The 22,891-nt window shown below is 29.9% G+C and carries 19 protein-coding genes; 3 read left to right on the plus strand and 16 right to left on the minus strand.

Translation table 11 applies throughout. The annotated features are described in order from the left end of the window. Positions 1–30 precede the first annotated feature (30 nt). The 7 genes from L1S33_RS11450 to L1S33_RS11480 all read right to left on the minus strand — a co-directional run bounded on the left by L1S33_RS11450 (position 31) and on the right by L1S33_RS11480 (position 5,902). The gene (locus tag L1S33_RS11450) at positions 31–690 is read right to left on the minus strand and encodes a hypothetical protein (protein ID WP_240562427.1); all 660 of its coding nucleotides are present in this window, start codon (positions 688–690) and stop codon (positions 31–33) included. A 142-nt stretch (positions 691–832) separates the two neighbouring features. Next, a complete protein-coding gene (locus tag L1S33_RS11455; protein WP_240562428.1) occupies positions 833–1,252 on the minus strand; it encodes a hypothetical protein in 420 nt (139 codons plus the stop codon). After that, complete coding sequence (locus tag L1S33_RS11460; RefSeq protein WP_240562429.1) at positions 1,209–1,784, minus strand: competence protein CoiA; 576 nt, start codon at positions 1,782–1,784, stop codon at positions 1,209–1,211. Before L1S33_RS11460 ends, L1S33_RS11455 begins: the two co-directional genes overlap by 44 nt. Before the next feature lie 187 nt (positions 1,785–1,971). Beyond that, the gene (locus L1S33_RS11465) at positions 1,972–2,505 is read right to left on the minus strand and encodes a hypothetical protein (RefSeq protein ID WP_240562430.1); all 534 of its coding nucleotides are present in this window, start codon (positions 2,503–2,505) and stop codon (positions 1,972–1,974) included. Between the two features lie 321 nt (positions 2,506–2,826). Then, positions 2,827–3,402, minus strand: a complete 576-nt coding sequence (locus tag L1S33_RS11470; protein WP_240562431.1) for a toxin-antitoxin system YwqK family antitoxin — start codon at positions 3,400–3,402, stop codon at positions 2,827–2,829. A gap of 728 nt (positions 3,403–4,130) precedes the next feature. Next, positions 4,131–4,649 (minus strand): hypothetical protein, encoded by a 519-nt coding sequence (locus L1S33_RS11475; RefSeq protein ID WP_240562432.1) that lies wholly within the window; start codon positions 4,647–4,649, stop codon positions 4,131–4,133. 167 nt (positions 4,650–4,816) lie between these two features. Further along, positions 4,817–5,902: a serine hydrolase domain-containing protein gene (locus L1S33_RS11480; RefSeq protein ID WP_240562433.1), complete on the minus strand. Its 1,086-nt coding sequence runs from the start codon at positions 5,900–5,902 to the stop codon at positions 4,817–4,819. A gap of 80 nt (positions 5,903–5,982) precedes the next feature. On the opposite strand from L1S33_RS11480, the gene rimO reads away from it, so the two are divergent. Then, positions 5,983–7,338: a 30S ribosomal protein S12 methylthiotransferase RimO gene (gene rimO / locus L1S33_RS11485; protein WP_240552556.1), complete on the plus strand. Its 1,356-nt coding sequence runs from the start codon at positions 5,983–5,985 to the stop codon at positions 7,336–7,338. A 49-nt stretch (positions 7,339–7,387) separates the two neighbouring features. Here rimO and L1S33_RS11490 read toward each other — a convergent pair whose 3' ends face one another. The 4 genes from L1S33_RS11490 to L1S33_RS11505 all read right to left on the minus strand — a co-directional run bounded on the left by L1S33_RS11490 (position 7,388) and on the right by L1S33_RS11505 (position 12,106). Then, complete coding sequence (locus L1S33_RS11490) at positions 7,388–8,152, minus strand: TIGR02757 family protein (protein ID WP_240562434.1); 765 nt, start codon at positions 8,150–8,152, stop codon at positions 7,388–7,390. Next, entirely contained in the window at positions 8,152–8,703 is a 552-nt protein-coding gene (locus L1S33_RS11495) for a CPBP family intramembrane glutamic endopeptidase (RefSeq protein ID WP_240552554.1), read from the minus strand. The genes L1S33_RS11490 and L1S33_RS11495 overlap by 1 nt, the downstream gene beginning before the upstream one ends. A 42-nt stretch (positions 8,704–8,745) precedes the next feature. Continuing rightward, positions 8,746–9,405 (minus strand): ABC transporter ATP-binding protein, encoded by a 660-nt coding sequence (locus L1S33_RS11500; RefSeq protein ID WP_240552553.1) that lies wholly within the window; start codon positions 9,403–9,405, stop codon positions 8,746–8,748. A 166-nt stretch (positions 9,406–9,571) separates the two neighbouring features. Next, a complete protein-coding gene (locus L1S33_RS11505) occupies positions 9,572–12,106 on the minus strand; it encodes a DUF5916 domain-containing protein (RefSeq protein ID WP_240562435.1) in 2,535 nt (844 codons plus the stop codon). A 205-nt stretch (positions 12,107–12,311) separates the two neighbouring features. On the opposite strand from L1S33_RS11505, the gene sucC reads away from it, so the two are divergent. Further along, positions 12,312–13,508 carry an ADP-forming succinate--CoA ligase subunit beta gene (gene sucC / locus L1S33_RS11510; RefSeq protein ID WP_240552551.1) on the plus strand — a complete coding sequence of 399 codons (1,197 nt, stop codon included), beginning with the start codon at positions 12,312–12,314 and terminating at the stop codon, positions 13,506–13,508. 87 nt (positions 13,509–13,595) lie between these two features. After that, positions 13,596–14,159, plus strand: a complete 564-nt coding sequence (locus L1S33_RS11515; RefSeq protein ID WP_240562436.1) for a hypothetical protein — start codon at positions 13,596–13,598, stop codon at positions 14,157–14,159. A gap of 1 nt (position 14,160) precedes the next feature. Here the strand turns inward: L1S33_RS11515 and L1S33_RS11520 are convergent, their stop codons facing one another. The 5 genes from L1S33_RS11520 to L1S33_RS11540 form a co-directional block, all read right to left on the minus strand. Further along, positions 14,161–14,769, minus strand: coding sequence for a hypothetical protein (locus tag L1S33_RS11520; RefSeq protein ID WP_240562437.1), 609 nt, complete (start codon positions 14,767–14,769; stop codon positions 14,161–14,163). Between the two features lie 10 nt (positions 14,770–14,779). Beyond that, positions 14,780–16,768: an excinuclease ABC subunit UvrB gene (uvrB, locus tag L1S33_RS11525; protein WP_240552548.1), complete on the minus strand. Its 1,989-nt coding sequence runs from the start codon at positions 16,766–16,768 to the stop codon at positions 14,780–14,782. A 29-nt stretch (positions 16,769–16,797) separates the two neighbouring features. Next, positions 16,798–19,542, minus strand: coding sequence for a T9SS type B sorting domain-containing protein (locus tag L1S33_RS11530; protein WP_240562438.1), 2,745 nt, complete (start codon positions 19,540–19,542; stop codon positions 16,798–16,800). Between the two features lie 63 nt (positions 19,543–19,605). Beyond that, positions 19,606–22,401, minus strand: a complete 2,796-nt coding sequence (locus L1S33_RS11535; protein WP_240562439.1) for a T9SS type B sorting domain-containing protein — start codon at positions 22,399–22,401, stop codon at positions 19,606–19,608. Between the two features lie 100 nt (positions 22,402–22,501). Further along, positions 22,502–22,891, minus strand: a 390-nt coding sequence (locus tag L1S33_RS11540) for a T9SS type B sorting domain-containing protein (protein ID WP_240562440.1), incomplete at its 5' end; no start/stop codon positions are given.

Consider the following 22,891-nt stretch of genomic DNA (forward strand, 5'->3'; position numbering starts at 1 on the left):
TTTTTTTTACACGGTGTTGGGCATAGTTTTTTATTCGTAATACATTTTAAATTTCTCAAAAGTTTCTTGTCCAGGAATATTTACTGTCATTTGATAATATCCATTTTCCTTTGATAAAATCTGATAAATATATTTATCTCCTTTTACACTAAAATTTGACCTTGTTTCATTGTTGCTTTCCACAAAAACTAATTCAAATTCTGTTTCGTTAATCCAATTATAGGTCAGTTTTGAAAATGTATTATTAGAAAATGAGTCCGTCCATTTTCCTTTTTCCATTTTTACTCTTGTTGTATCTCCAGCAACTTCGAAATAATAAAATTCCTTTTCGTTTTTAAATTCCTTGAGTTGCTTTTTCGAAATTTCAGGTTTTGGTTTTTCCGTTATTCTCGTCACTGATTCTTTTGGCGGTTCCAATCTGTCTAATAAATTTCGGAATTCCACACAATTCCTTTGAAGTCTATAATAAACTTGTTGTCCAATTTTTTGAGTTTGTGATTGCTTAAATTTTCCTAAATATGGATAAAGTTGCTTTTCGTATAATGAGTTAATTTTCAGTGTATCATTTTTAATTTCCAAATTTTTCAGGTAATCACACATTACATAAGAAACAGAATCAATTTCTGTCATTGTTTGTGAAAATGTAATATTGGAAATTCCAATTAATAATATTATCAATATTTTTCTCATTTCGTTCAAATTATGCCCAACGTTGTTGTATAAGCTTTGTTGCGTGTTTCAAGCAACTAATTTAGTAAATAATTACTGACCAAGAAAGTCCGCGAGGACTTTCGCAAGTAGGCAAAAAGCCAGCAATAAAGTTTATACGGTGTTAGCATAAGTACTTTTTAGCTCTTTCTCTACATTTCATAATAGCTTCTTCACTTAAAGGTAAAAAAACTTTTTCGTATTTCGCTTCTTTAGGTTTTATAAAATTCCAATTATTATTTTTATCTTTTTTAAAATACTTTCCATTCGCTGTTCCCATTTTTCCGCTCAAACTTCTTTTAGCTAAAGCTGTTAATTCTCCAATACTATTTTCAAGTTTATTTGCTGGAATTTTTCTCCAAATCTCCATACTTCTGTAAATAGCTAAATCCCAAGTTTTTTGTCTCCAAAATATATTTGGTTCATTATGGACAACTTTTAATTTATACTTTGAAAGATATTCGGGCTTAATTTCATAAATATATTCTTCTAAATTGAAATCATATATTCTTTCCTTTTTGTAAATCTTTATATTTGGAATCAAGTAGTTCATAGTTAATAGATAATGATTGTCCATATTTTTCAATCGCCCATTCTCGGTTTGCTTTTTTGTCAGCACTTTTACCAAACCACCAGAAGACGTCAATTCCGAGCTTTCTATAATCATTTGTTCTATTTTCTAAATTTTCAGTTGTAATTGATGATAATTGTATTTCGTGAGCAACAATCCACCCATTTGGAAAAAGCATTGCAATATCAATAATTCTTTTAACTTCAATTATTGGATATTCAAATCTGATTTCTGCGTTTGAATATTCACTCCAATATTCTTTGATATGTTGAGCAATAAGTTCTTTTCCTAAATTATGTTGTGGACTTTCAGCGTGTCTTTCAAAGTCACTTGTGCAATTATTAATATGAAAAAAATGTTTAGCTCTTAATTTTCCGTCTTTAATTGAAATTTTTCCTTCACAAAATTTACAAACTAACCTTTCTTTGTCAATTTCATTTCTCGGATTTTCAAATTTTGTTATATCCAATTCTTGACCTGTATCTTTGTATTTTGCTGTTAACATTTTTCTTAATTAATTTTCGTTTTTCTGACGGGTTTCACGTATTTATGCTAACGTTGTTGTGTATGGTTAGTTGCGTGGTTAAGCAACTAATTTAGTAAACAAATACGAACCCGAGAAAATTCCGAAGGAATTTTCCAAATAAGCACTTGCCAAAGCAATTAATTATACACGGTGTTGTAAGCAGTTTTTATTTATTGATTGTTAATTTTTCCATATTTATTGGATTAGTCGAAGTCAAAAATTCAATCGTATTGTTATTAATTCCAATTTCAATTTTTCTCCAAATCCTTTCTTCTTGATATGAATCGTATAGGTCAATAGTAATATTTGTTTCGTTAATAACAGTATTTTTAAATTCCTTATTGTGCGTAGAGCCAATGAGCATTACATCTTGTAATTCAAAAGTGAATAATTGAAGTTCTTCCTTACTTTTAAATTCATATCCAATAATCAATTTTATAAGTTCCGTACTTATTCCGTCATACCAGATTGGGTCAATTATTATCAATTCTCCATTGTCCGATTTTCTTAAAATCAAACATCGAGAAGTTTTTTCGTGCCATCCATAAAATCCTACTAAAACAGCACTATACAAATCGTATTCAGATAGAACTTTATTCAGAGTTTCCTTTTTTATTTCCTTAATATCAGCTGTTTCAGGATTGTAATACCATTTATCAGATTCGTACGAGCCATTTTCGTCAATCTTTAGTTTTTCCAACGACGATTTTATTTCGGTCAGGTCTTGTCCAAAAGTGAAAAAGGAAAATAGAAGAAGAGAGAGTGTAATCGAAAATTTCATTTTTATTTCTTTAGTTTCTCAAAACTAATTCATCTCTTTCTTCTTTAAAAGTCATAATGAGTGAATGATGTTTTTGGTTGAGTAACGAGTTTTCTCAAATTGCTTACAACGTTGTTTTGTATGGAAAGTTGCGATTTTGTGAACGAGGAATTTCCAACGGAAATTCAGAAGTTTGCAAATGAGCAACAAGTTTTAGTTTAGCTAAAAGCAGCAATTTTTTATACAAGGTGTTGGCAATAGTTATTTTATTTTTTTTCCGTTTTCATATTTCGTAACTCTCTTTTTATCGCCACATTTTATGCAAAGTTCTTCTCCATGTTTCTTTCCGTTTTTATATTCACAACTATAAGTCAATTTTTCTCCGTTTTCTTCATAACCAAGTTCAATTCCGTGTTTCTTTTTTCCTAAATATTCACAACTGTAAGTCAATTTTCCTTTCTTAAATTGTTCTAAAAGGATTTTTTCTCCATTTTCATTATAAGTAGTTGTTTCAAATATTTCACTTTCCAAATTATATTTATATTCTTTGGATTTCAAATATGGTTTTTCAGAATTATAAATAGTTTTATTTGATACTCTCTTTATCTTTCCGTTATAATAAATTTTGCTTGAAATGATAATTCCTTTTTTAAATTTCGTTTCAAAAACTAAATGCCCATTTCTTCTTTTCCTTTGAGCTATTCCATTAAAAAGACTGTCATTCGATATTTTATAAACTAAATTATTTTCAATATAAGTGTCATCTATTCCAATTATTTCTTGTGAAGTAATTTTGTTAAAAGATAAAAATATTATTAAAATTAAAATTTTACTCATTTCACTCTAATTATTGCCAACGGTCTCGTATATGATTTGTAGCATTGTTTCAGCAAGTAAGTTAGCAAATAATAACCGAAATAGAAAAACCGCGAGGTTTTTCGACAGTAGGCGAGTAGCAGCTATAAATTATATACATTGTTAGCTAAGGTTTTTTCTTTTTTGCGAACTACTCCTTTGCGTATTTCCGAACTATTTGTTTTTCCTGCGCTATTTTATTTTTTTCCTTAAATGTCAAAAAACTCCGAATTACTATTCCGTTCTTTTCCGCAAAGAGCATCAGTTTTGTTTTAGATCCTAATTTTCGTGATGTTAGAATCGGTTGATTTAAACAACTAATTTTAAATTTTTTCAACTGGGAATAGTTCAGCCGTACGTTTTGCCATTCCGCTTATCAGCCAAAAGTTGAGGATTGCTATTATTTTGAATTTAAGAACAGAAGTTGAGCAAGCCGAAATTCGCGCGTAACAATCCGAATGAGTGAAAAAAATTCAGCGCAATACTTTTTGAGATTCCGCTTTAAATTCCAACGTAGTTTTGGTATGAAAATAAGTACAGAATTTAGTGATTGCCTTGAAATTGCAAGTTAGCACCAAAATCTTTGCTAACGGTTTTGTATATGATACGTTGCGTGTGTTAGCAACTAATTTAGCAAATAAAAACCGAATAGAATATTCCGCAGGAATATTCGTAAGTAGGCTAGAACTAGCAATGGATTATATACGTTGTTACAGCACGTATTTATTCCGCAAAATATTTTTCGAAGCAATTTTTGCAACGTTCACGTATCCACCTTTTTCGTCCGCAATATTTTTCAATTCCGATTCGGTTTTCGATTCGAATTTTTGCTCGTAATGTTTAATCAGTTTTATGTTTTCCGTATTTTTTTCCGCCAATTCTTTTTCAGGAAACATTTTGTTCAGTAATTCCTTATTCAAAGCCAAGAAAATAATCAGTAAAGTCAGAAATATTGGATTGAACTTAATTGGCCCAATTCCGAATATTATGTTTGAATAATAAATATCAATCAGATTTAGGATTCCGAGAATCAAAGTCAGTCCGAATATATAAACAAATAACTTTTTGTTCTTAAAATACAAAAGGGTTGAAATTCCAATTAATCCAATTCCCACGTAATGCTTATAATTCAGAGTATAATCCGTAAAAAACGTAATTCCGATTGAGATTATCAAAAGAATTATTGAAATCAGAAGTGAAATTATGTCTTTACCAATGGTTTTTCTCATATGTGCTGTAACTCGTTATATAGTTATTTTTACTTTCAATATCCTTTAAATTAAACAGGATAAAGAAAGTTTTTAGTTATCGTTATCTCGTAAAGATAACTTTTAAAATGATAATATTTAACGGAACTTCTATGAATATAGAAACAGACTAAATTTCTCAATTAGATTTAGTTTATAACGGCATTAATTTTTTGCCACAATTCATTATCGAAACTAGAGTTAGCAAGTTGATTGGTATTTCCTGCACTATCTCCACAACGAATTACAACAATATTTTTACTAGGAACAACATATATTTTTTGATCGTTAGCACCTAAAGCAGCAAACATATCTGCTGGCGCATCAGGAATAATTTCTCCAGTATTGGTTGAAGAATCTGTAGCAATAAAACCGTCTTTACCATTTAACCACCATAAGTACCCGTAAGATTTATTTAGGTTTTGAGAAGTATTTGTCATTTCATTAAAGTAACTTTCACAAACAACTTCTTCATTATTCCAGGTTCCTTTATTTAAAGATAGTAAGCCAAATCTTGCCATAGATCTTGTGTTGCTAGAAAAAATATTTACATCAAAAACACTAGACCAATTACCAGAAGCACCAATTTTATCTAAAATATTATTCTTTATATATGTTTTAAAATCGGTTCCAGTAGCTTCACTTAATATTTTCTGAACTTGAGAAAATGCTCCTTGATGATATGCCCAAGTTGTACCAGCATCAGAATTATAATTCATGCAATCTGGAGCAGTGCAAGTCCAAGCAACTAAATTATTAGGATTATTAACTAAACCTGTTGTCATTGTTAAATGGTGTTCTACTGTTATTAAATCTTCCTTTTCTTGGGGTAAAGAAGACCAATTGTTTCCTAAATAATCTGAAGTTTTAGAGTTTATATCAAGTAAATTTTCCTCTTGCGCAATTCCTACGGCAGTTGCTGTTAAGCTTTTTACTGCAGAATACCATGGATTTGTAGCTGTTTGAGAATGACCATTAAAATATTTTTCAACTACAATTCTTCCGTTTTTTAAAATGATAAAACCTTTTGTGTTTTTTTCTTCTAAAAAATCATATAAATTATCAAGATTGTTTGTATTCCAATTTAAAGAAGTGGCAGTTGTAGTTTCCCAAGTTGTTGTGTTATTTGATGGAAAATAGGCGGTTTCATCAATAGGAATTATTGGTGTTACTTCAGTTTCTGAAGAGCAACTAATTAATAATGTTACTACAAATAAGAAGATATATTTTTTCATAATTAGGAATATCTATTTAAGACTTCGAAATATACAAAAGGTTTAATTAAGATTGTATCTTTGCGCTTTAAAGTAGAAAGATGCGTACAAAAACTATCAAGAAAAATAAGATTAATGTTGTTACTTTAGGTTGTTCTAAAAACGTTTACGACAGTGAAGTTTTAATGGGACAATTAAAAGCCAATGGTAAAAACGTTGTACATGAAGATCCAGAAGATGACGGAAATATTGTTGTAATTAATACTTGCGGATTTATTGGTAAAGCCAAAGAAGAAAGTATTGATACAATTTTACATTATGCACAAAGAAAAGAAGCAGGTGAAATTGATAAAGTTTTTGTTTCTGGTTGTTTAAGTGAACGTTACAAGCCAGATTTAGAAAGAGAAATTAAAAATGTAGACCAATATTTTGGAACGCACGATTTGCCTAATCTTTTAAAAGTTTTAGAAGCAGATTATAAACACGAGTTAATTGGAGAACGTTTAACAACTACGCCAAAACATTATGCATATTTAAAAATTGCTGAAGGTTGTGATAGACCTTGTTCGTTTTGTGCAATTCCTTTAATGAGAGGAAAACACAAATCTACTCCAATTGAAGATATTATTATTGAAGCTACAAAGTTGGCTGAAAAAGGTATCAAAGAAATAATGCTTATTGCGCAAGATTTAACTTATTACGGATTAGATATTTACAAAAAACGTGCATTAGCAGAACTATTAGAAGCTTTAGTAAAAGTTGATGGAATTGAGTGGATTCGTTTGCATTATGCATTTCCAACAGGTTTTCCAATGGATGTTTTAGAGGTAATGAAGCGCGAACCAAAAGTGTGTAATTATCTAGATATTCCATTACAGCATATTAATACTGAAATTTTAAAGTCGATGAAACGTGGTACAACGCACGAAAAAACGACTTCTTTAATTCATAAATTCCGTGAAGCAGTTCCAAATATGGGAATTAGAACCACATTAATTGTTGGTTATCCTGGAGAAACGGAAGAACAATTTCAAGAATTGAAAGATTGGGTAGAGGAGATGCGTTTTGAGCGTTTAGGAGCTTTTCAATATTCTCATGAAGAAAATACAGGCGCTTATGTTTTAGAAGATAATGTTCCAGAAGACGTTAAATTTAGACGTGTAAACGAAATTATGGAAATTCAAGGCCAGATTTCTTGGGAATTGAATCAACAAAAAATAGGAAAAACGTTTAGATGTTTATTTGATAGAAAAGATGGTGAGTTTTTCTACGGAAGAACAGAATTTGATTCGCCAGATGTAGATAACGATGTTATAGTTGATGCTAAAGAACACTATATAAAAATAGGGGAGTTTATAGACATTAAAATACATGAAGCAGGAGATTTTGATTTACACGGAACTCCAGTTGTAAAACAAGAAAAACCAATTCCTTTAAATCAACAGAAGAAAAAATAATTAGAGTACATAAATAGAAAATCCTGCTTAAAAGCAGGATTTTTTTTGTTTAAAATTGTTCAAATACACCCAAACCAAAGAGTGCAAAATCGTATTTAGAAGGATCTTTTTTATCTAATTTCCTTAACGTTGTATCCATTTCTCTAACAGCTTTCCAGTCGTTTTGTTTACGTGTTAAAACAGTTAGTTTTCTTGCAACATTTCCAGAATGAACATCTAACGGACAATGTAAATTTGCAGCATCGTGATTTTTCCAAATACCAAAGTCAACACCTGTTTTATTATCTCTAACCATCCAACGTAAATACATATTTATACGTTTAGAAGCTGAGTTTTTTAATGGATCAGAAACATGTTTTGTAGTTCTGCTTTGATGTGGAATTTCAAAAAACACTTTTTTGAAATTATGAATTGCAGTTTTGTAATTATCTGATTTGTCAGTAATTAAAAGTGCATTTTCTAATCCGTTGTGGTTCTTGTAAATATTTTTTAATGATTTTATAAAGAACTGAAAATCAATTTCGTTAAAAGTTCTATGTACAAAATTGGTAAGTTTACTTAGTTCTTTTTCTGTGTGATTGACCACAAAATCGTGTGGAGAATGATCTAATAATTCCATCATTTTATTAGAATTATTAATAATCATTTGTCTTTTTCCCCAAGCAATTGTTGCGGTTAAAAAACCAGCAATTTCAATGTCTTCTTTTTTAGAAAATAAATGCGGAATTTGTATTGGATCGCTCTCAATAAACTTTGGATTGTTGTATTGAATAACCTTTTCGTCTAAGAATTCTTGAAGTTCTTTATTTGTCATTATTCGAAACCAAATATTAACGCTCCACCCATTAAAATACCGTTATAAGCAGCGTGTAATAAAATAGACCAAAGTAAGCCAAAACGTACACGAATAAAACCTAAATAACCACCCAAAAGTAATTGTGGTAACACTAATATTGGTGCAAATAATAGCACATTTGTGGTTAAATTATAATTTGTAATATGAACTAAACCAAATAATATTGCCAAAGTGTAAAAAGCTATTCTAAATTGTTTTCCTTTTTTAAAAGCAGCTAATGGAGCTCTAAAAATAACTTCTTCTAAAAGTGGAGCAATTACAACAGCCATAACAAAAATCATAGTTTTAGATAAGCTTTTCATCATTTCTTCCATCTGATGATCGTCCATGTTTACCAAACCAAACTCATCTAAAGCGCCTATTAAAACTGAAGTTGCTAAACCCGTTAAAAGACTAATTATTAAAAGATGTCCAAATTTTTTAATTCTATAATTGATATCTGTATTTGTGTCTTCTTCTAAAACAGGATTTTTTAAATAGGCTACTAACTCGTTAAATGTTTCTTTCATGTTGTTTTGATTTATTGATTAGTAGCGAAAAAAATAGTTTTGTTACACTATAACGCCATCTTTCATTGTCAAAGTTCTGTCTGCCATTGCAGCAAGTTCTTTGTTATGCGTAACAAGGACAAAGGTTTGTCCGAATTTATCACGTAGTTCAAAAAATAATTTATGTAGGTTTTCTGCGGAAGTAGAATCTAGATTTCCAGAAGGTTCATCGGCAAAAATTACCGAAGGTTCATTAATTAATGCTCTTGCAACTGCTACACGTTGTTGTTCTCCTCCAGAAAGTTGATTTGGTTTGTGATTTTCTCGATGCGATAAACCTAAGAAATCTAATAACTCTTTTGCTCTTTTTTCTGTTGCTACTTTTGGTTTATTGCCAATAAATGCAGGAATACAAACGTTTTCTAAAGCAGTAAATTCTGGTAATAATTGATGAAATTGAAAGATGAAACCAATATGCTTATTTCTGAATTTAGAAATTTCTTTGTCGGTTAAGTCTTTAATTGATATTCCGTCTACAAAAAGTTGAAATTCTTCTTCTTTTTGAGGTTTGTCTAGGGTTCCTAGAATTTGTAAAAGTGTAGTTTTTCCTGCTCCAGATGGACCAACAATAGCTACTATTTCTCCTTTTTTAATATGAAGGTTTACTCCTTTTAAAATTTGAACGTCTCCGTAATACTTATGAATATTTTTTGCTACAATCATGCTTTAATTTCAATAAAACGAATGTACTAAGAATTATCGGTTTTGCGTGAGGGATTGTAGTAGAAATCCTTTTGTGAAAAATGAACAAAAGATTGGAACGGAAAGCCCGACAACAACTTAATTCTATACAATGATAATTGGTGTAGAATTAAGTTGTTGACAAGCCCTAAAAGATATTTTTAATGTTGTTGTAATCTATAAAATAGACTAAACGTAAAGAAAAGATATGTTGGTTTGGTTCTTCAAAAAGCTGATTTAAATTATCACTAAAACTTAATGCAGCATTTTCGTTAAAGTTAGAAATTGAATTACGATAAAAAGCTATCAACTGACTTCCTGGTGCAAATTGCCAAAGGTAGTTTAAGTCTAAATTCCAACTGTTAAAGTTTACATCGTAACTGTCTTGGTAGTTTGTGTTGGCTAAAGTACCATCGTTTTCTAAGGTGAAAAATTGGTCTTTATAAGGCACTTTACTCCAGTTATGTCTAAATGATAACGATAGTGAAGATTTTGTACTAAAGCTGTATTTTCCTGTTAGAGAATTGTTATATGAAGTTCGGTTTCTTTGACCAAAGATAATTTTGTCTTGGTAAGGCGCTAGTGATGTATCGCTAGCAACATCACTTGCTGTAATTTCTGTTACATATCCTTGATCATTATTAGTTTTATTATAATTTAAACGATAGATTAAAGAAAACTGATTTGTAAATCGATATCTAGGTGAAATTCCAAAACCGTAAGATTCCTTTGCATTGTTTTTATTGTGTGTGAAATACAAATCATAATCATATGCAAATTTCTTTCTGTAATCTGACGAACCCCAATGATTAACATTTAAAGTTTGTGGTCTTAAAAAGAAAACGCCACTTGTAGATCCTTGTCTTGGTTCAAAGAAATCTTTTCTTTCTGAGTTAAAGTTTATATTACCTCCATAACCAAATCTTTTTTTGGTTTGTACCTGAAAATTGTACCCTAAATAAGTTCCTGTATAAACTCCAGATTCATGCAAGAAATTTACATTGTAAGAGAAATTGTGGTATAATTCATTAATTTTTCCTTTAGGTTTAAGGTATCTATATCCTAAATAACCATATAAGGTTTGCTCATTATTGCTAAACAAGATTCCCATATCGTTAGGATTATAATCTTTGTTTTCTAAATTATAACCAATTTCTCCGCGCCATTTTCCAGAATGTTTTCCGATACTAGTGTCAAAAGCATATCCTGTATTTGGGTTATTTACATCGTCTGAAATATTAGTCATTTTAAAAGAACCATCTATATTATAGTTGCTACCTTTATCTTCTACATGCCATAATAAACCTGTTGCATTTGCATCTCTATATTTACCATTACGTGTTACGTTTGTATTAATTAATGTAATTGCAGAGTTTTGATTAAATTGTTGGTCTAAAACTAAAATATTATAGTTAGAAAACGGATTTGTAGTTTCTTTTCTTGTAGAAGTAGTGGTCTCGGTTTGTCCATTTCCTAAATCTTCTTCTACCGTTTTTTCTATGGTAACTTCTGTCTTATCTGTAATTGCGTTAAAGAAACCAATACCTAAACCTCCTTTTGTACGACCAGAAATTTTAATGGCATTTAACATTTGAACTTTTCCAGGATTGTCTATAATTTCTTCATTAGTTCTTTTTCCGTTTGTAAAAACATCTTCTTCGACTAAACTTCTATCGCTAGAAAATTGATCTATAGGTCTAGAACCAATCCTTCTTGAATAAAATAAGTTTCCTTTGGAAAATAATTCTGTTCCTTCGGTAAAAAATTGACGTTGTTCAGAAAACTGTTGTTCAAAAGGCCCTAAATTTAATTCAACATTATCAAAACCAGCTTGGCTAAAATCTGGAATTAAGGTTGCATCTAGTGTAAAGTTTTCTGTTAAACCATATTTTACGTCCATACCAACATTCCAATCTGCAATTGTATGTCCGTCATACGTATCAGAAATAACTGATGCATAAGGATAAAAAGCTAAACGAGTTGGCGGTTTTATGTTTTTAAAATTTTGATACAAACCATCGTATTGTGTCCACCTTCCTTGTGTATTATCAATATGATTCCAAGTAAAACGAGCATTTAAATTTCTTACTTCTCTGTGAAAATTAATTCCCCAAGATTGTACATCTTCATTAGCAAAACGTAAAGCTCTGTATGGTATTTTTATTTCTACAACCCAACCTGTATCAGTAATTTTATGAGCACTTTCCCAAACAGCATTCCAATTATAATCTTCATTACCATTAGAAACTTTAGAATCTACCTGAACACCAGAAGCAGTAACAATAAACATTGTTGGGTTTTGCCCATCATCATTTGGATTTACCATTAACATAAAAAAATCTGCATTACCAATATTATCTCTATTGTTAAACTCTGCAGGTATTTTAGATGGATCTGGAGCTAGCATTTTTGCACTAACATAAATAGCGTTATCGTCATATACTAATTTTACTTCCGTTTTATGTGAAGCAGGTTCTGCGTCGCCATTTGTGGGGCGCATCATTATAAAATTGTTAGCTATTGGAGCATTTTTCCAAGCATTATCATTTAAATCTCCATCAATTTTAGGAGAGTTGCTAATTCTTGTAGCATCAATTTTTTTTCGATTTGTATTAATTTCTTGAGCGTAATTTTCTCCAGAAAAGAAGAGTATTACAAGTAAAAATAAAGCAATTCTATACATAGTTGATTAGTATTGTATATTTGATAGTACGAAAGTATTTATCCTTTGTGCTAACAAGTCTTAAATTAGTGTTAATTATTGTAAAGACTTAATAAAATTATAAACGTTACATAATTTTTTGAATTTTATAGTAATTAATCTTAAAGTTAGTTGAATTTGTAATTTGAATTTGTACTTTTGCTTTACTATAAAACATTTTAATAGAATGAACTTACACGAATACCAAGGTAAAGAAATATTAAACAGTTTTGGCGTTAGAATACAACGCGGAATTGTAGCTAGTACTCCAGAAGAAGCTGTAAACGCAGCAAAAAAGTTAACTGAAGAGACCGGAACAGGTTGGCACGTTATTAAAGCACAGGTTCACGCAGGTGGTCGTGGTAAAGGTGGTGGTGTTAAGTTGGCTAAAAACTTAGAAGAAGTAAAAAGCATTTCTAATGATATTTTAGGAATGATGTTAATTACACCTCAAACTTCTGCAGAAGGAAAGTTAGTAAATCAAGTTTTAATTTGTGAGGACGTATATTATCCTGGAGATTCTGAGCCAGATGAGTATTATATTTCTGTTTTATTAAATAGAGCTACAGGTAAAAATATGATTATGTATTCTACTGAAGGTGGAATGGATATTGAAACTGTTGCAGAGGAAACTCCGCATTTAATTTTTACAGAAGAAATAGATCCTTCATTAGGAATTATGCCTTTTCAAGCGCGTAAAGTTGCTTTTAACTTAGGTTTATCTGGTGTTGCTTTTAAGGAAATGACAAAGTTTGTTACTAATTTATACAAAGCATATATTGGTTCTGATTCTTCAATGTTTGAAATTAACCCAGTATTAAAAACATCTGATTCTAAAATTATGGCAGTTGATGCTAAAGTTTCTTTAGATGAAAATGCATTATATAGACATAAAGATTATGCAGAAATGCGTGATTTACGTGAAGAAAATCCAATTGAAGTTGAAGCTAAAGCTGCAGGTTTAAACTATGTAGATTTAGATGGAAACGTTGGGTGTATGGTAAACGGAGCTGGTTTAGCAATGGGAACTATGGATTTAATTAAAGAGTCTGGTGGAGAACCAGCTAACTTTTTAGATGTTGGTGGAACTGCAGATGCTGCAAGAGTAGAAACTGCTTTTGGTATTATTTTAAAAGACACAAACGTAAAAGCAATTTTAGTAAATATCTTTGGAGGTATTGTACGTTGTGATAGAGTAGCACAAGGTGTTGTAGATGCATACAAAAGTATGGGAGACAGAATTAATGTACCTATTATTTGTAGATTACAAGGAACTAACGCTATTGAAGCAAAAGAGTTAATTGACAATTCTGGAATGGAAATTATTTCTGCTACAGAATTCCAAGAAGCTGCAGATAAAGTTGCTGAAGTATTAGGAGCTTAAAAAGTTTCTTAATTTATATATATAAAAGCCTCACAATTTTGTGAGGCTTTTTTGTTTTATATTGCTACTTCTAATAATTTATAAATTATGAAAAAAGTACTTATTTTATTTTTACTTCCACTGCAATTAATATCGCAAGAAGTTCCTAACTCAGTAAAATTCTGGAATTCAATTAAAGAGCATTGTGGAAAAGCTTATGAAGGAGAAATAGTTGCTGGAGGAAAAGAAGGTGACGGTTTTACCGGAAAAAAGTTAGTGATGCATATTCGCTATTGTGAAGAGAATACACTTAGAATTCCCTTTTTTGTTGGCGAAGATAAATCTAGAACTTGGGTTTTTACTAAAAGTACTGATAATTTAATTACTTTAAAACATGATCACAGACATAAAGATGGTTCTGAAGATAAGGTAACACAATATGGTGGTTCAAGCCCGAATACAGGATTGGCAAACATACAGTTTTTTCCTGCGGACCAAGAAACGTCTGATTTAATATCGTATGCTTCTAATAATGTTTGGTGGGTTACTATAGATAAAACAAGTTTTACTTATAATTTAAGAAGAATAAGTACAAATAGGTTTTTCTCAGTAAAATTTGATTTAACGAAAGAAGTAGATACTCCAAGTGCTCCTTGGGGGAGTGAGGATTGATTTATATCTTTTCTAAAATTTCTGTAATCATATATTCACCTCTTTTGGAGTAATAATTTCCATTAGGTTTTATAATGACATAACTAAAACAAGGATAATGAAATTTAAAAAAAGTTTTTTCAATTAATTGTTGTGAATCTTTAAGCCATTTTGTTTTTCTAGGATATGTATTTGTCCCTTCAATTTGTTTATAAATAAAAAATTGAGCAACATCTTTCCTTTTAGAAATTTTTCTAATGTATTTGTTATACAATGCATTTATGGTTGAGTTTCCGGGACCTTTATTACAGTTATCAATACCTGAATAGAAATTAATTACAATTGTTTGAGTAGAATCTATCTTAATCTTAGAAGTATTAAGTAGTTGTTTTTTAATTTTTGTTAAATGATTTTTAGAAATGCGCCCAACTTTATTTCTTGCAACTCTAGTATAAATAATTAAACTATCATTTTCAGTTTTATATTCAAAGAAACGTTTCTTTAATGGATTACTTATATACTTTTCTTTAGTAAGTTCATTTAAGTCTTCATCAGAATATATTATTTTTTTTTCTTGAGAATAGGAATTAAAGTAGGTAAGTAGTATTAAAACTAAAAATATCTTTTTCATAAAAGTAAATCTACAAATTTTCTTTCAAAACTTTAATTTCATCACGTAGTTGAGCGGCAACAATAAAATCTAACTCTTTTGCAGCAGCTTCCATATGTTTACGTTTTTCTCTAATACGTTTTTCAATAGTTTCTTTTGGTAGATATTCTAACTCTTGTTCTGCAGCTTTTTGTGCGGCATTGTCGTAATGATAAGAAGTAACTGTGCTTTTGGTTAAAGCGTCATCAATCTTTTTATTAATTTGTGTTGGTGTAATATTGTGTTTGGTATTATAAGCAATCTGTTTTTCACGTCTTCTATCGGTTTCATCAATAGTTTTTTGCATGCTTTTTGTCATTTTGTCAGCATATAAAATTGCGATTCCGTTTACATTTCTGGCAGCTCTACCAATTGTTTGAGTAAGCGAACGATGCGAACGTAAAAAACCTTCTTTATCAGCATCTAAAATGGCAACTAAAGAAACTTCAGGCAAATCTAAACCTTCACGTAATAAGTTTACACCAATTAAAACATCGAATAAACCTTTACGTAAATCTTGCATTATTTCTACACGTTCTAACGTATCTACATCAGAATGTATATAACGACAACGGACTTGAATTCGGCTTAAATACTTCGCCAATTCTTCCGCCATTCGCTTGGTAAGTGTTGTAACTAAGGTACGTTCGTCTTTTTCAACACGTATTTGTATTTCTTCAATTAAATCATCAATCTGATTTAAACTTGGTCTAATTTCTATAACTGGATCTAATAAACCGGTTGGTCTAATTACTTGTTCTACAAAAACACCTTCTGTTTTTTGAAGTTCGTAATCGGCAGGAGTTGCAGAAACATAAATTGTTTGATTCTGAATTTCTTCAAACTCTTCAAACTTTAATGGTCTGTTATCCATTGCAGCAGGTAATCTAAAACCAAATTCAACCAAATTTTCTTTTCTACTTCTATCGCCACCATACATTGCGTGTGTTTGCGGAATTGTAACATGGCTTTCATCAATAACCATTAAATAATCGTCAGGAAAATAATCTAGTAAACAGAATGGTCTTGTTCCAGGATCTCTTCCGTCTAAATAACGAGAATAGTTTTCAATTCCTGAACAATAACCTAATTCACGAATCATTTCTAAATCGAATTCTGTACGTTCTTTTAGACGTTTAGCTTCTAAATGTTTCCCGATTTCTTTAAAATAATCTACTTGTTTTACCATATCATCTTGTATTAAATGAATGGCATTTTGCAATACATCTGGCGAAGTAACAAATAAATTTGCTGGATAAATTGTTAGATTTTCAAAACGCTCTACAATTGAATTACTTTCAATATCGATACTTTCAATTTCTTCAATTTCATCTCCAAAAAAGTGAACTCGATATCCATTATCTCCATAAGATGGATAAATTGTTACAACATCTCCTTTAACTTTAAAGGTTCCGCTTTTTACTTCAATTTCTGTTCTGGAATATAAGCTTGTAACTAATAGGTGTAAAAATTTTGTTCTTGGAATTTGTTGCCCAATTTCAATATTAATAACATTTTTCTTAAATTCTACAGGATTTCCAATACCGTATAAACAAGAAACTGAAGCAACAACTAATACATCTCTACGACCAGAAAGTAGGGAAGAAGTAGTGCTTAAACGTAAGCGTTCTATATCTTCATTAATAGATAAATCCTTTTCTATGTATGTTCCTGTAACCGGAATGTACGCTTCAGGTTGATAGTAATCATAATAAGAAACAAAATACTCTACTGCGTTTTCAGGAAAAAACTGTTTAAATTCTGAATATAATTGCGCAGCTAATGTTTTATTATGAGCTAAAACCAATGTTGGACGATTGATTCTTTCAACAACATTAGCAACAGTAAACGTTTTTCCAGAACCTGTAACACCTAATAAAGTTTGGTGTTTTTCTTCGGAAAATATTCCGTTTGTAAGTTGTTTTATAGCTTCTGGTTGATCTCCAGTAGGAGAGAAGTTAGATACAAGTTTAAAATCCATTTAACAAAAATACAATTAATGATTATGAATTATCTAATTAAACCAATACTTCCTGTTCTTTCAATTGTGTTGTCATTGTTATCAACTAGTATAGCTTTATACCAGTAATTTCTTGTAGGTAACTCAATTCCGTTAAACGTTCCATCCCAACCATTTTCTTGGTTAGTTAAATTTATAGTATGAATAGTTTTTCCATATCTGTCAAAGATGTAGATATCTACATTTTTAAAAAAATCAGATGTTGCACCTTTTACACTCCAAGTATCATTATTACCATCGTTATTCGGCGTTAAGAATTTAGGGAAACCAATAACTGCAATCTCAGTTTCTAAAGAAGACTCACAATTATCAATATCATTTATATAGATTGTTTTAATTCCTGGTTCTACATTATTAAATAAATAACTTAAACCATTTCCATAGAAGTTTTCATTATCTAAAGAGTATTGATATGAGCTGTTACTATTACTTCCAATAACACTAACATAAACCATATTGTTTTCGGTTTCTGTATCTACAATAACTTGATTTAAAGTTGGACCAATAGGATTAACAACAGTAAAATTTTTAGAATTTGAACATTCAATTCCATTTTCGGTTTTGTATACTGTTAGTGAAAAAGTGCCAGTTGTAGTAAGTGTAAACTCTCTATTTGTACTTAATATATTTCCTGCTTGGTTTTTCCATTCATATCTATCACTAGTGTTATTGCCTTCTATAATTACTGGACTGTGAATACTAGGTTCGTTACAAATAACATAGCTATCTTCTAAATCTATAATAGGAGAGTTTACTAAAAGTTTTAATGGTTCAATACCACCACAGCCTAAGTCTGTGTCTACTCTAACATAAATTGTTGTTGAAGGAGAAATGTAAATGTCAGAAAGTAAGTTTTCTGTAATTTGTGCATCAAATAAAGTGGGAAAAAATCTAATAGTTTCTCCATTATTTAAATTGAAATTATCTCTAATTTGTCTTCTTTTTTGACTTAAACTAAAAGAAGCTTTTAAATCTCCATTTAATAGATCTGAACTATCACAACTATTGTAATCTGGAATTCCTCCTAATTCAACAAATTTTGACTCAATAAAGAAATTAGTAATACTTGCACAGCCTTTTTCAGAAAGAACTCTTACAAAAAGTTCTTGTGGATTGGTTTCGTTTTCAAAAGCTTCTGGATTTGGAATTCTATTTTCATCATTTTCAGCATCTAATAAATTTCGATAGAAAATGAAGTCTTGATTATTAAAACCACGAACAACTTTACTACCAATATCAAATAAGTCAAAATAATCAATACCATTATTATCGATATCACATTGAACTAATTCTTGATTTGGAACCACAACAGGTAATGGGTAAACTGTTACTTTTTTATAAAAAGGAATTTCTTTTCCGTTGATAGTTACTAAACATGTTACTATAAAATCACCAGCAGAAGAATACTGATGAGTTGGATTAAAATCATTAGAAGTTGCTCCATCTCCAAAATCCCATTTAGCCTCTGTAATGGGGGTATAAGCATCAAGACTAAAGTTAAAGGTGTCAGTAACGCATTTATTTTCTGTAATAATTCTATTTCTAAAGTATGATTGAATAAAATTAGGAGTACCTCTATAAGACCAACCTTCTTCTAAGTCAATTACATCGTGTTGGTAATCGCTTGCTTCACCTAGTTTATTTGGTTCGTTAATTATTCCAATAGTTTTTATTTGGTTCATTTCAAAGCCAATATAAAATCCATCAACATCATATTTGTTTACAACTACTGTTTGAACAACATAAATTCTCCCATCTGAACCTAATTCCATAGAAGCAGCTGTTCTATCTGGAGAGGTTTTATATACAGTATCCCCTAAGTATCCTTCTATAGTGTTGTTAAAATCATATTGCATAATTCTATAGGTATTACCCGAATCTGTATATCTAAGTGCAGGATAATATAATAGTTTGGAGTTAGGAGAAAAACTTAAACCATAGGCAGCATAACCTTCTGAAAAGCTTGTTTGTAATTGAACTTGCTTGTTTAAAGTCAGGTTACCTGTTGTGTTATCAAAATAAAAAGTATAAAGAAATGTACCAGCAATTAAAGCTACTTTAGAACCGTCTGGAGAAGCTTTCATTTGACCAAGACGTTTTTTCTCTATTTCATTTAATATTGATCGAGTTGGCTGTCTATCAACTCCGTCTTCAGTTACTTTATATGCTTTAAAAATATTGTCAGTGCCTTCATAAGAATCACTTCCGTATGTGATGACCCAAATATCCTCTCCATTTTTATGATGAACTGCTGTAATTTTATCAGCTGTTGAGTGCGTTAACCTCATGTTTTTATATTTCACTCTTCCCAATGGGTAAAGAGTAGAAAACTCTATTTCTGAAAAGTATACACCTGGATATCGTAAGGGTGAATTTAATTCTGTAGTTCTAGTAGAAAAAACATAATAAGTATTATTACTATTTGGTTTAGGAACTATTAGTGTTGGTTGAGTATTATTAATTTCACCAATTAAGTCTTCACCATTTAACATTATTTGGTGATTTTTATTCCAAACTGTTTGCCCGTTAGTGTATAGAACTAAATTTCCTTGATCGTCTGAAATACTTGAAGAGCCCGCAAAAGTATTTAATTGGCTATCATTAAGTATATCTATATTTCCTGCATTAAAGTGTAGACCAGCTTTATTTCCAAAATACCAATTATCAGTTTCTCTTTGAGAAAACAGACTGTAGTTAAAGTAAAACAGTAGTAATAAGGAAATTATATTTTTCATTATTTTCTTTGATTGATATAAAATTAATGAAAAATATAATGAAAAAATAATTATAACTTTTTTTTAACGTTTATTTAATGAAATACCTCCGGTTTGTTCAGTGAAAACACCGTTATTATTTTCTAGTTTTAACTTGTACCAATATGTTTTTGGAGGTAAGTTTTGTCCATTAAAGGTTCCGTCCCAAGCTTCATTTTCTAATGTCTTTATTACTTTTCCAAAACGATCAAAAATAGTTACATATACATTTTTATATTCAGGGTTTTTAGAAATATCTATTTCCCAAGTATCAAAAATACCATCATTGTTTGGGGTAATAAATGGTTGAATTTTTAAGACAGAAATTTCTTGTGAAATAGTTTCGTTACAACCATTAGAATCTTTGATATATACAGTTTTTAAACCGCTATCTAAATTATTAAATATAAAAGAGTTTCCATGAGAATTTTGAAAGTTTATATTATCTAAAGAATACTCATATTCACCATTCTTATTTATTACAACAGTTATGTTATTTTCTCTATTATTATATTTTAAAGATAAGATGCTAAAAGTTTCAGATTTTTTAACTGTAAATGTATTGTAACCAACTATTGTTGTATTAATTTGTTGGTAGTTTCTGTAAGCTTCAACTTTATAGACTCCAGCTTCTGTTGCGTTATAAATAGGTTCGTTAAGGTTTTCAATAAGAGTTCCATTAAAATACCATTTATAATTGTCTCCTAAAAAAAATGTGTTTCCATCTAAATTTAGAACATTGTTTTCTTGTGAACATAAACTTAATGGAAGATCTGGAATTACTATTTCAGGTATTTCTAAAACCGAAATTTTAAATTTTCCGATAGAATTATCACAATTAATATTATTATCGATTAATTTAACATAAATGAATGTATTGTTAGTGAAGTTTTCATTTTCAGTAGTTTGTGATATTTCATTTATTTCGTTTTCTGCATCATTTAACGTTTTATACAGTTTAACTTCTAAAGAATAAGCACCGTATAGATTTTTAATTTCTTCAATTTTAGCAGTAAAATTTATTTTGGCATCATTAGAACCTAAACTAAACTGGGGGTTATTTTCATTAGCATTTAAGTCTTCTTCAATGGCATATAAAGTTGAGAAATCTTCTGAAATAGTTGGGGTAACTTGTAGTTTTAAAGTTTCTAAATTTACTCGGTTAGTAGTGTTGTTTTTTATTCTGGCTGTAATTTCATGCGCTACAGGGTTTTCTTCATTTCTATACTCATTAGGTAGTGGATTAGAAAAAGAAGTATCACTTTTTTCAAAAAATAGTACAGTGTAATCATTAATATTTCTTGCTAAAGCTTCTTTTTTAGTTTGTAAATTAAATGTAGTAATACCATCTGTAACGTCTTCGTCAACATCACAGTTTTCATAAATAATAATTGGTTTTTCAACAAAATTAATAGTTACGGTTGCTGTAATTTTTTTACATGAAGAAAGTGCTATTTCTAATTCATAAATTCCATTTCCATAAATTCCTCCAGAAATATTTAAAGTAGCATCATTTCCTATTACTTCACCATTTTTTTTCCAAGTATAAGTTGCGTTATTTTCTATAGTTCCTGATCTAATAATATGGCTTTCATCTAGAAAATAAGTTTGTGTTTCATTGTTAATAATTTCTTCAGTAGCATCATCTAAAATAGTTGTTGAAGAGAAAAAAGACTGAATAAATGGAGGCAAACCTTGCGTTGCCTTATTACCACTTAAGTAAACTGCATCTTTTGTAAAAAGTACATCTTGTGCATTTTCATCTGGATTATCTATTACACTTAAATAATTAACTCCACCATTTAAATATGCTTTTGTAATGGAAGCGTAAATTTTTCCGTTAGATGCTAATTGTAATGCTCCTCTAAAACCATCATTATCTGTATAAATATTTTGCTTAGATTCTTTTATGTTATTAGAAAGTACGTCAAATTGAAATAATTTATAAGTAGAGGTTGTTGGGTCTGTAGTAGAATTTCTAAAATAATTATAGGTGGAAACGTATAATTTATTTGATGTTTTAGAGAATTCTATTCCATAAGGAGTTCCATCTTCTGCTTTAGTTGAAATCAATTCTCCATTTTCTGATACTTTACCCGTTTCATCATCAAAATTAAATAAAACAACACCGTAATTATCTTCATAATGTTGTGCATCAGCAATCGCTAATTTTGTACCATCTGGAGAAATTTTTAAATACCCACTTTTCGATTCTGGTGTATATGAAGTTGAAGAGATTATAGGATTTGTATTAAGTCCATTCTCATCAATTTTATAAGAAATAAATGTATTTCCAGATTGAGATACTAGCCAAAATGAATTACAGTTGCTCGTTTGTACTGCAGTTAATCTTTCAGACCAATTGTTTCTGTAATTTTCATCTATTGATAAATTTATTGGTCCAGCAACTATTTCTCCTAATCCATTATTTTTACTGCTATCAATTGTATAAAGATTTAAACCATTGTTATTGTTTAAGTCTCCTATTGTAAAAAGATAAAAAAGCGAACTATTTGTTGGATGTGGTATTGTTAATGCAGATTGTGTACTAGAAGGGTTTCCCAATAGATCAGTTGCATTTGAACCGTTGGAATATTGCATTATCTGATGCTCTTTATTCCAAAGAGTAACTCCGTCTGTATAAAAAAATAAATTTCCGTTGGTGTCTGAGAATGTGGAACATCCTTCTAAAGTATTGATGTTTCCGTTGTTTAAACTTGTTGGAGTTTGATTTTCAAAACTAATACCAGCATTTTCTCCAAAATACCAAACATTTGTTTGGTTTTGGGAATGTGACATAAAAGCAAAGAAAAATAGTATCAAGGGGAATACTTTCTTCATTATAATTCGGGGGATTTTAACCCCGCAAAAGTAATGAAAATATGTAAAACATTATTAAATAGTGTTTTACATATTGAAAAAAGGGTGTTTTTCCTTATAGCTACCTTCTGATTAAAGAGAAATATCCAGATCTAGTTCTTGTAATTCCATTTCTATCAACCAAGGTTGCTTTAAACCAGTAATTATTAGAAGGCATTGGTTTATCTTTATAATAACCGTCCCAACCATAAGCATTAATGTTAAACTGATTTATAATTTTTCCCTGTCTATTAAAAATTACAACAGTATTGATTGGGAAAAATGTAGCATTGGTTCCTTTAATTGTCCAAACATCTTTAACTCCATCGTTATTTGGTGTAAAGAATTTTGGAAATTCAATAACAGGAACTGTGTGTGTAGTAACTCCACAGCCATTTTTATCACGAATATGAATTGTATAAATACCACCATTTAGCCCATCAAAAAATGCTTCATCTTGATAATTTACAAT

The sequence above is a fragment of the Tenacibaculum aquimarinum genome (genome assembly GCF_022478115.1).
Taxonomy (GTDB): domain Bacteria; phylum Bacteroidota; class Bacteroidia; order Flavobacteriales; family Flavobacteriaceae; genus Polaribacter; species Polaribacter aquimarinum_A.

Bases quoted from the DNA above. Each gene is read 5' to 3' on its own strand.
- L1S33_RS11450 (WP_240562427.1), bottom strand. From the start codon at position 690: ATGAGAAAAATATTGATAATATTATTAATTGGAATTTCCAATATTACA.
- L1S33_RS11490 (WP_240562434.1), bottom strand. From the start codon at position 8,152: ATGACAAATAAAGAACTTCAAGAATTCTTAGACGAAAAGGTTATTCAA.
- L1S33_RS11475 (WP_240562432.1), bottom strand. From the start codon at position 4,649: ATGAGAAAAACCATTGGTAAAGACATAATTTCACTTCTGATTTCAATA.
- L1S33_RS11500 (WP_240552553.1), bottom strand. From the start codon at position 9,405: ATGATTGTAGCAAAAAATATTCATAAGTATTACGGAGACGTTCAAATT.
- L1S33_RS11530 (WP_240562438.1), bottom strand. From the start codon at position 19,542: ATGAAAAATATAATTTCCTTATTACTACTGTTTTACTTTAACTACAGT.
- L1S33_RS11515 (WP_240562436.1), top strand. From the start codon at position 13,596: ATGAAAAAAGTACTTATTTTATTTTTACTTCCACTGCAATTAATATCG.
- uvrB (WP_240552548.1), bottom strand. From the start codon at position 16,768: ATGGATTTTAAACTTGTATCTAACTTCTCTCCTACTGGAGATCAACCA.
- sucC (WP_240552551.1), top strand. From the start codon at position 12,312: ATGAACTTACACGAATACCAAGGTAAAGAAATATTAAACAGTTTTGGC.
- L1S33_RS11520 (WP_240562437.1), bottom strand. From the start codon at position 14,769: ATGAAAAAGATATTTTTAGTTTTAATACTACTTACCTACTTTAATTCC.
- L1S33_RS11470 (WP_240562431.1), bottom strand. From the start codon at position 3,402: ATGAGTAAAATTTTAATTTTAATAATATTTTTATCTTTTAACAAAATT.
- rimO (WP_240552556.1), top strand. From the start codon at position 5,983: ATGCGTACAAAAACTATCAAGAAAAATAAGATTAATGTTGTTACTTTA.
- L1S33_RS11460 (WP_240562429.1), bottom strand. From the start codon at position 1,784: ATGTTAACAGCAAAATACAAAGATACAGGTCAAGAATTGGATATAACA.
- L1S33_RS11505 (WP_240562435.1), bottom strand. From the start codon at position 12,106: ATGTATAGAATTGCTTTATTTTTACTTGTAATACTCTTCTTTTCTGGA.
- L1S33_RS11495 (WP_240552554.1), bottom strand. From the start codon at position 8,703: ATGAAAGAAACATTTAACGAGTTAGTAGCCTATTTAAAAAATCCTGTT.
- L1S33_RS11535 (WP_240562439.1), bottom strand. From the start codon at position 22,401: ATGAAGAAAGTATTCCCCTTGATACTATTTTTCTTTGCTTTTATGTCA.
- L1S33_RS11480 (WP_240562433.1), bottom strand. From the start codon at position 5,902: ATGAAAAAATATATCTTCTTATTTGTAGTAACATTATTAATTAGTTGC.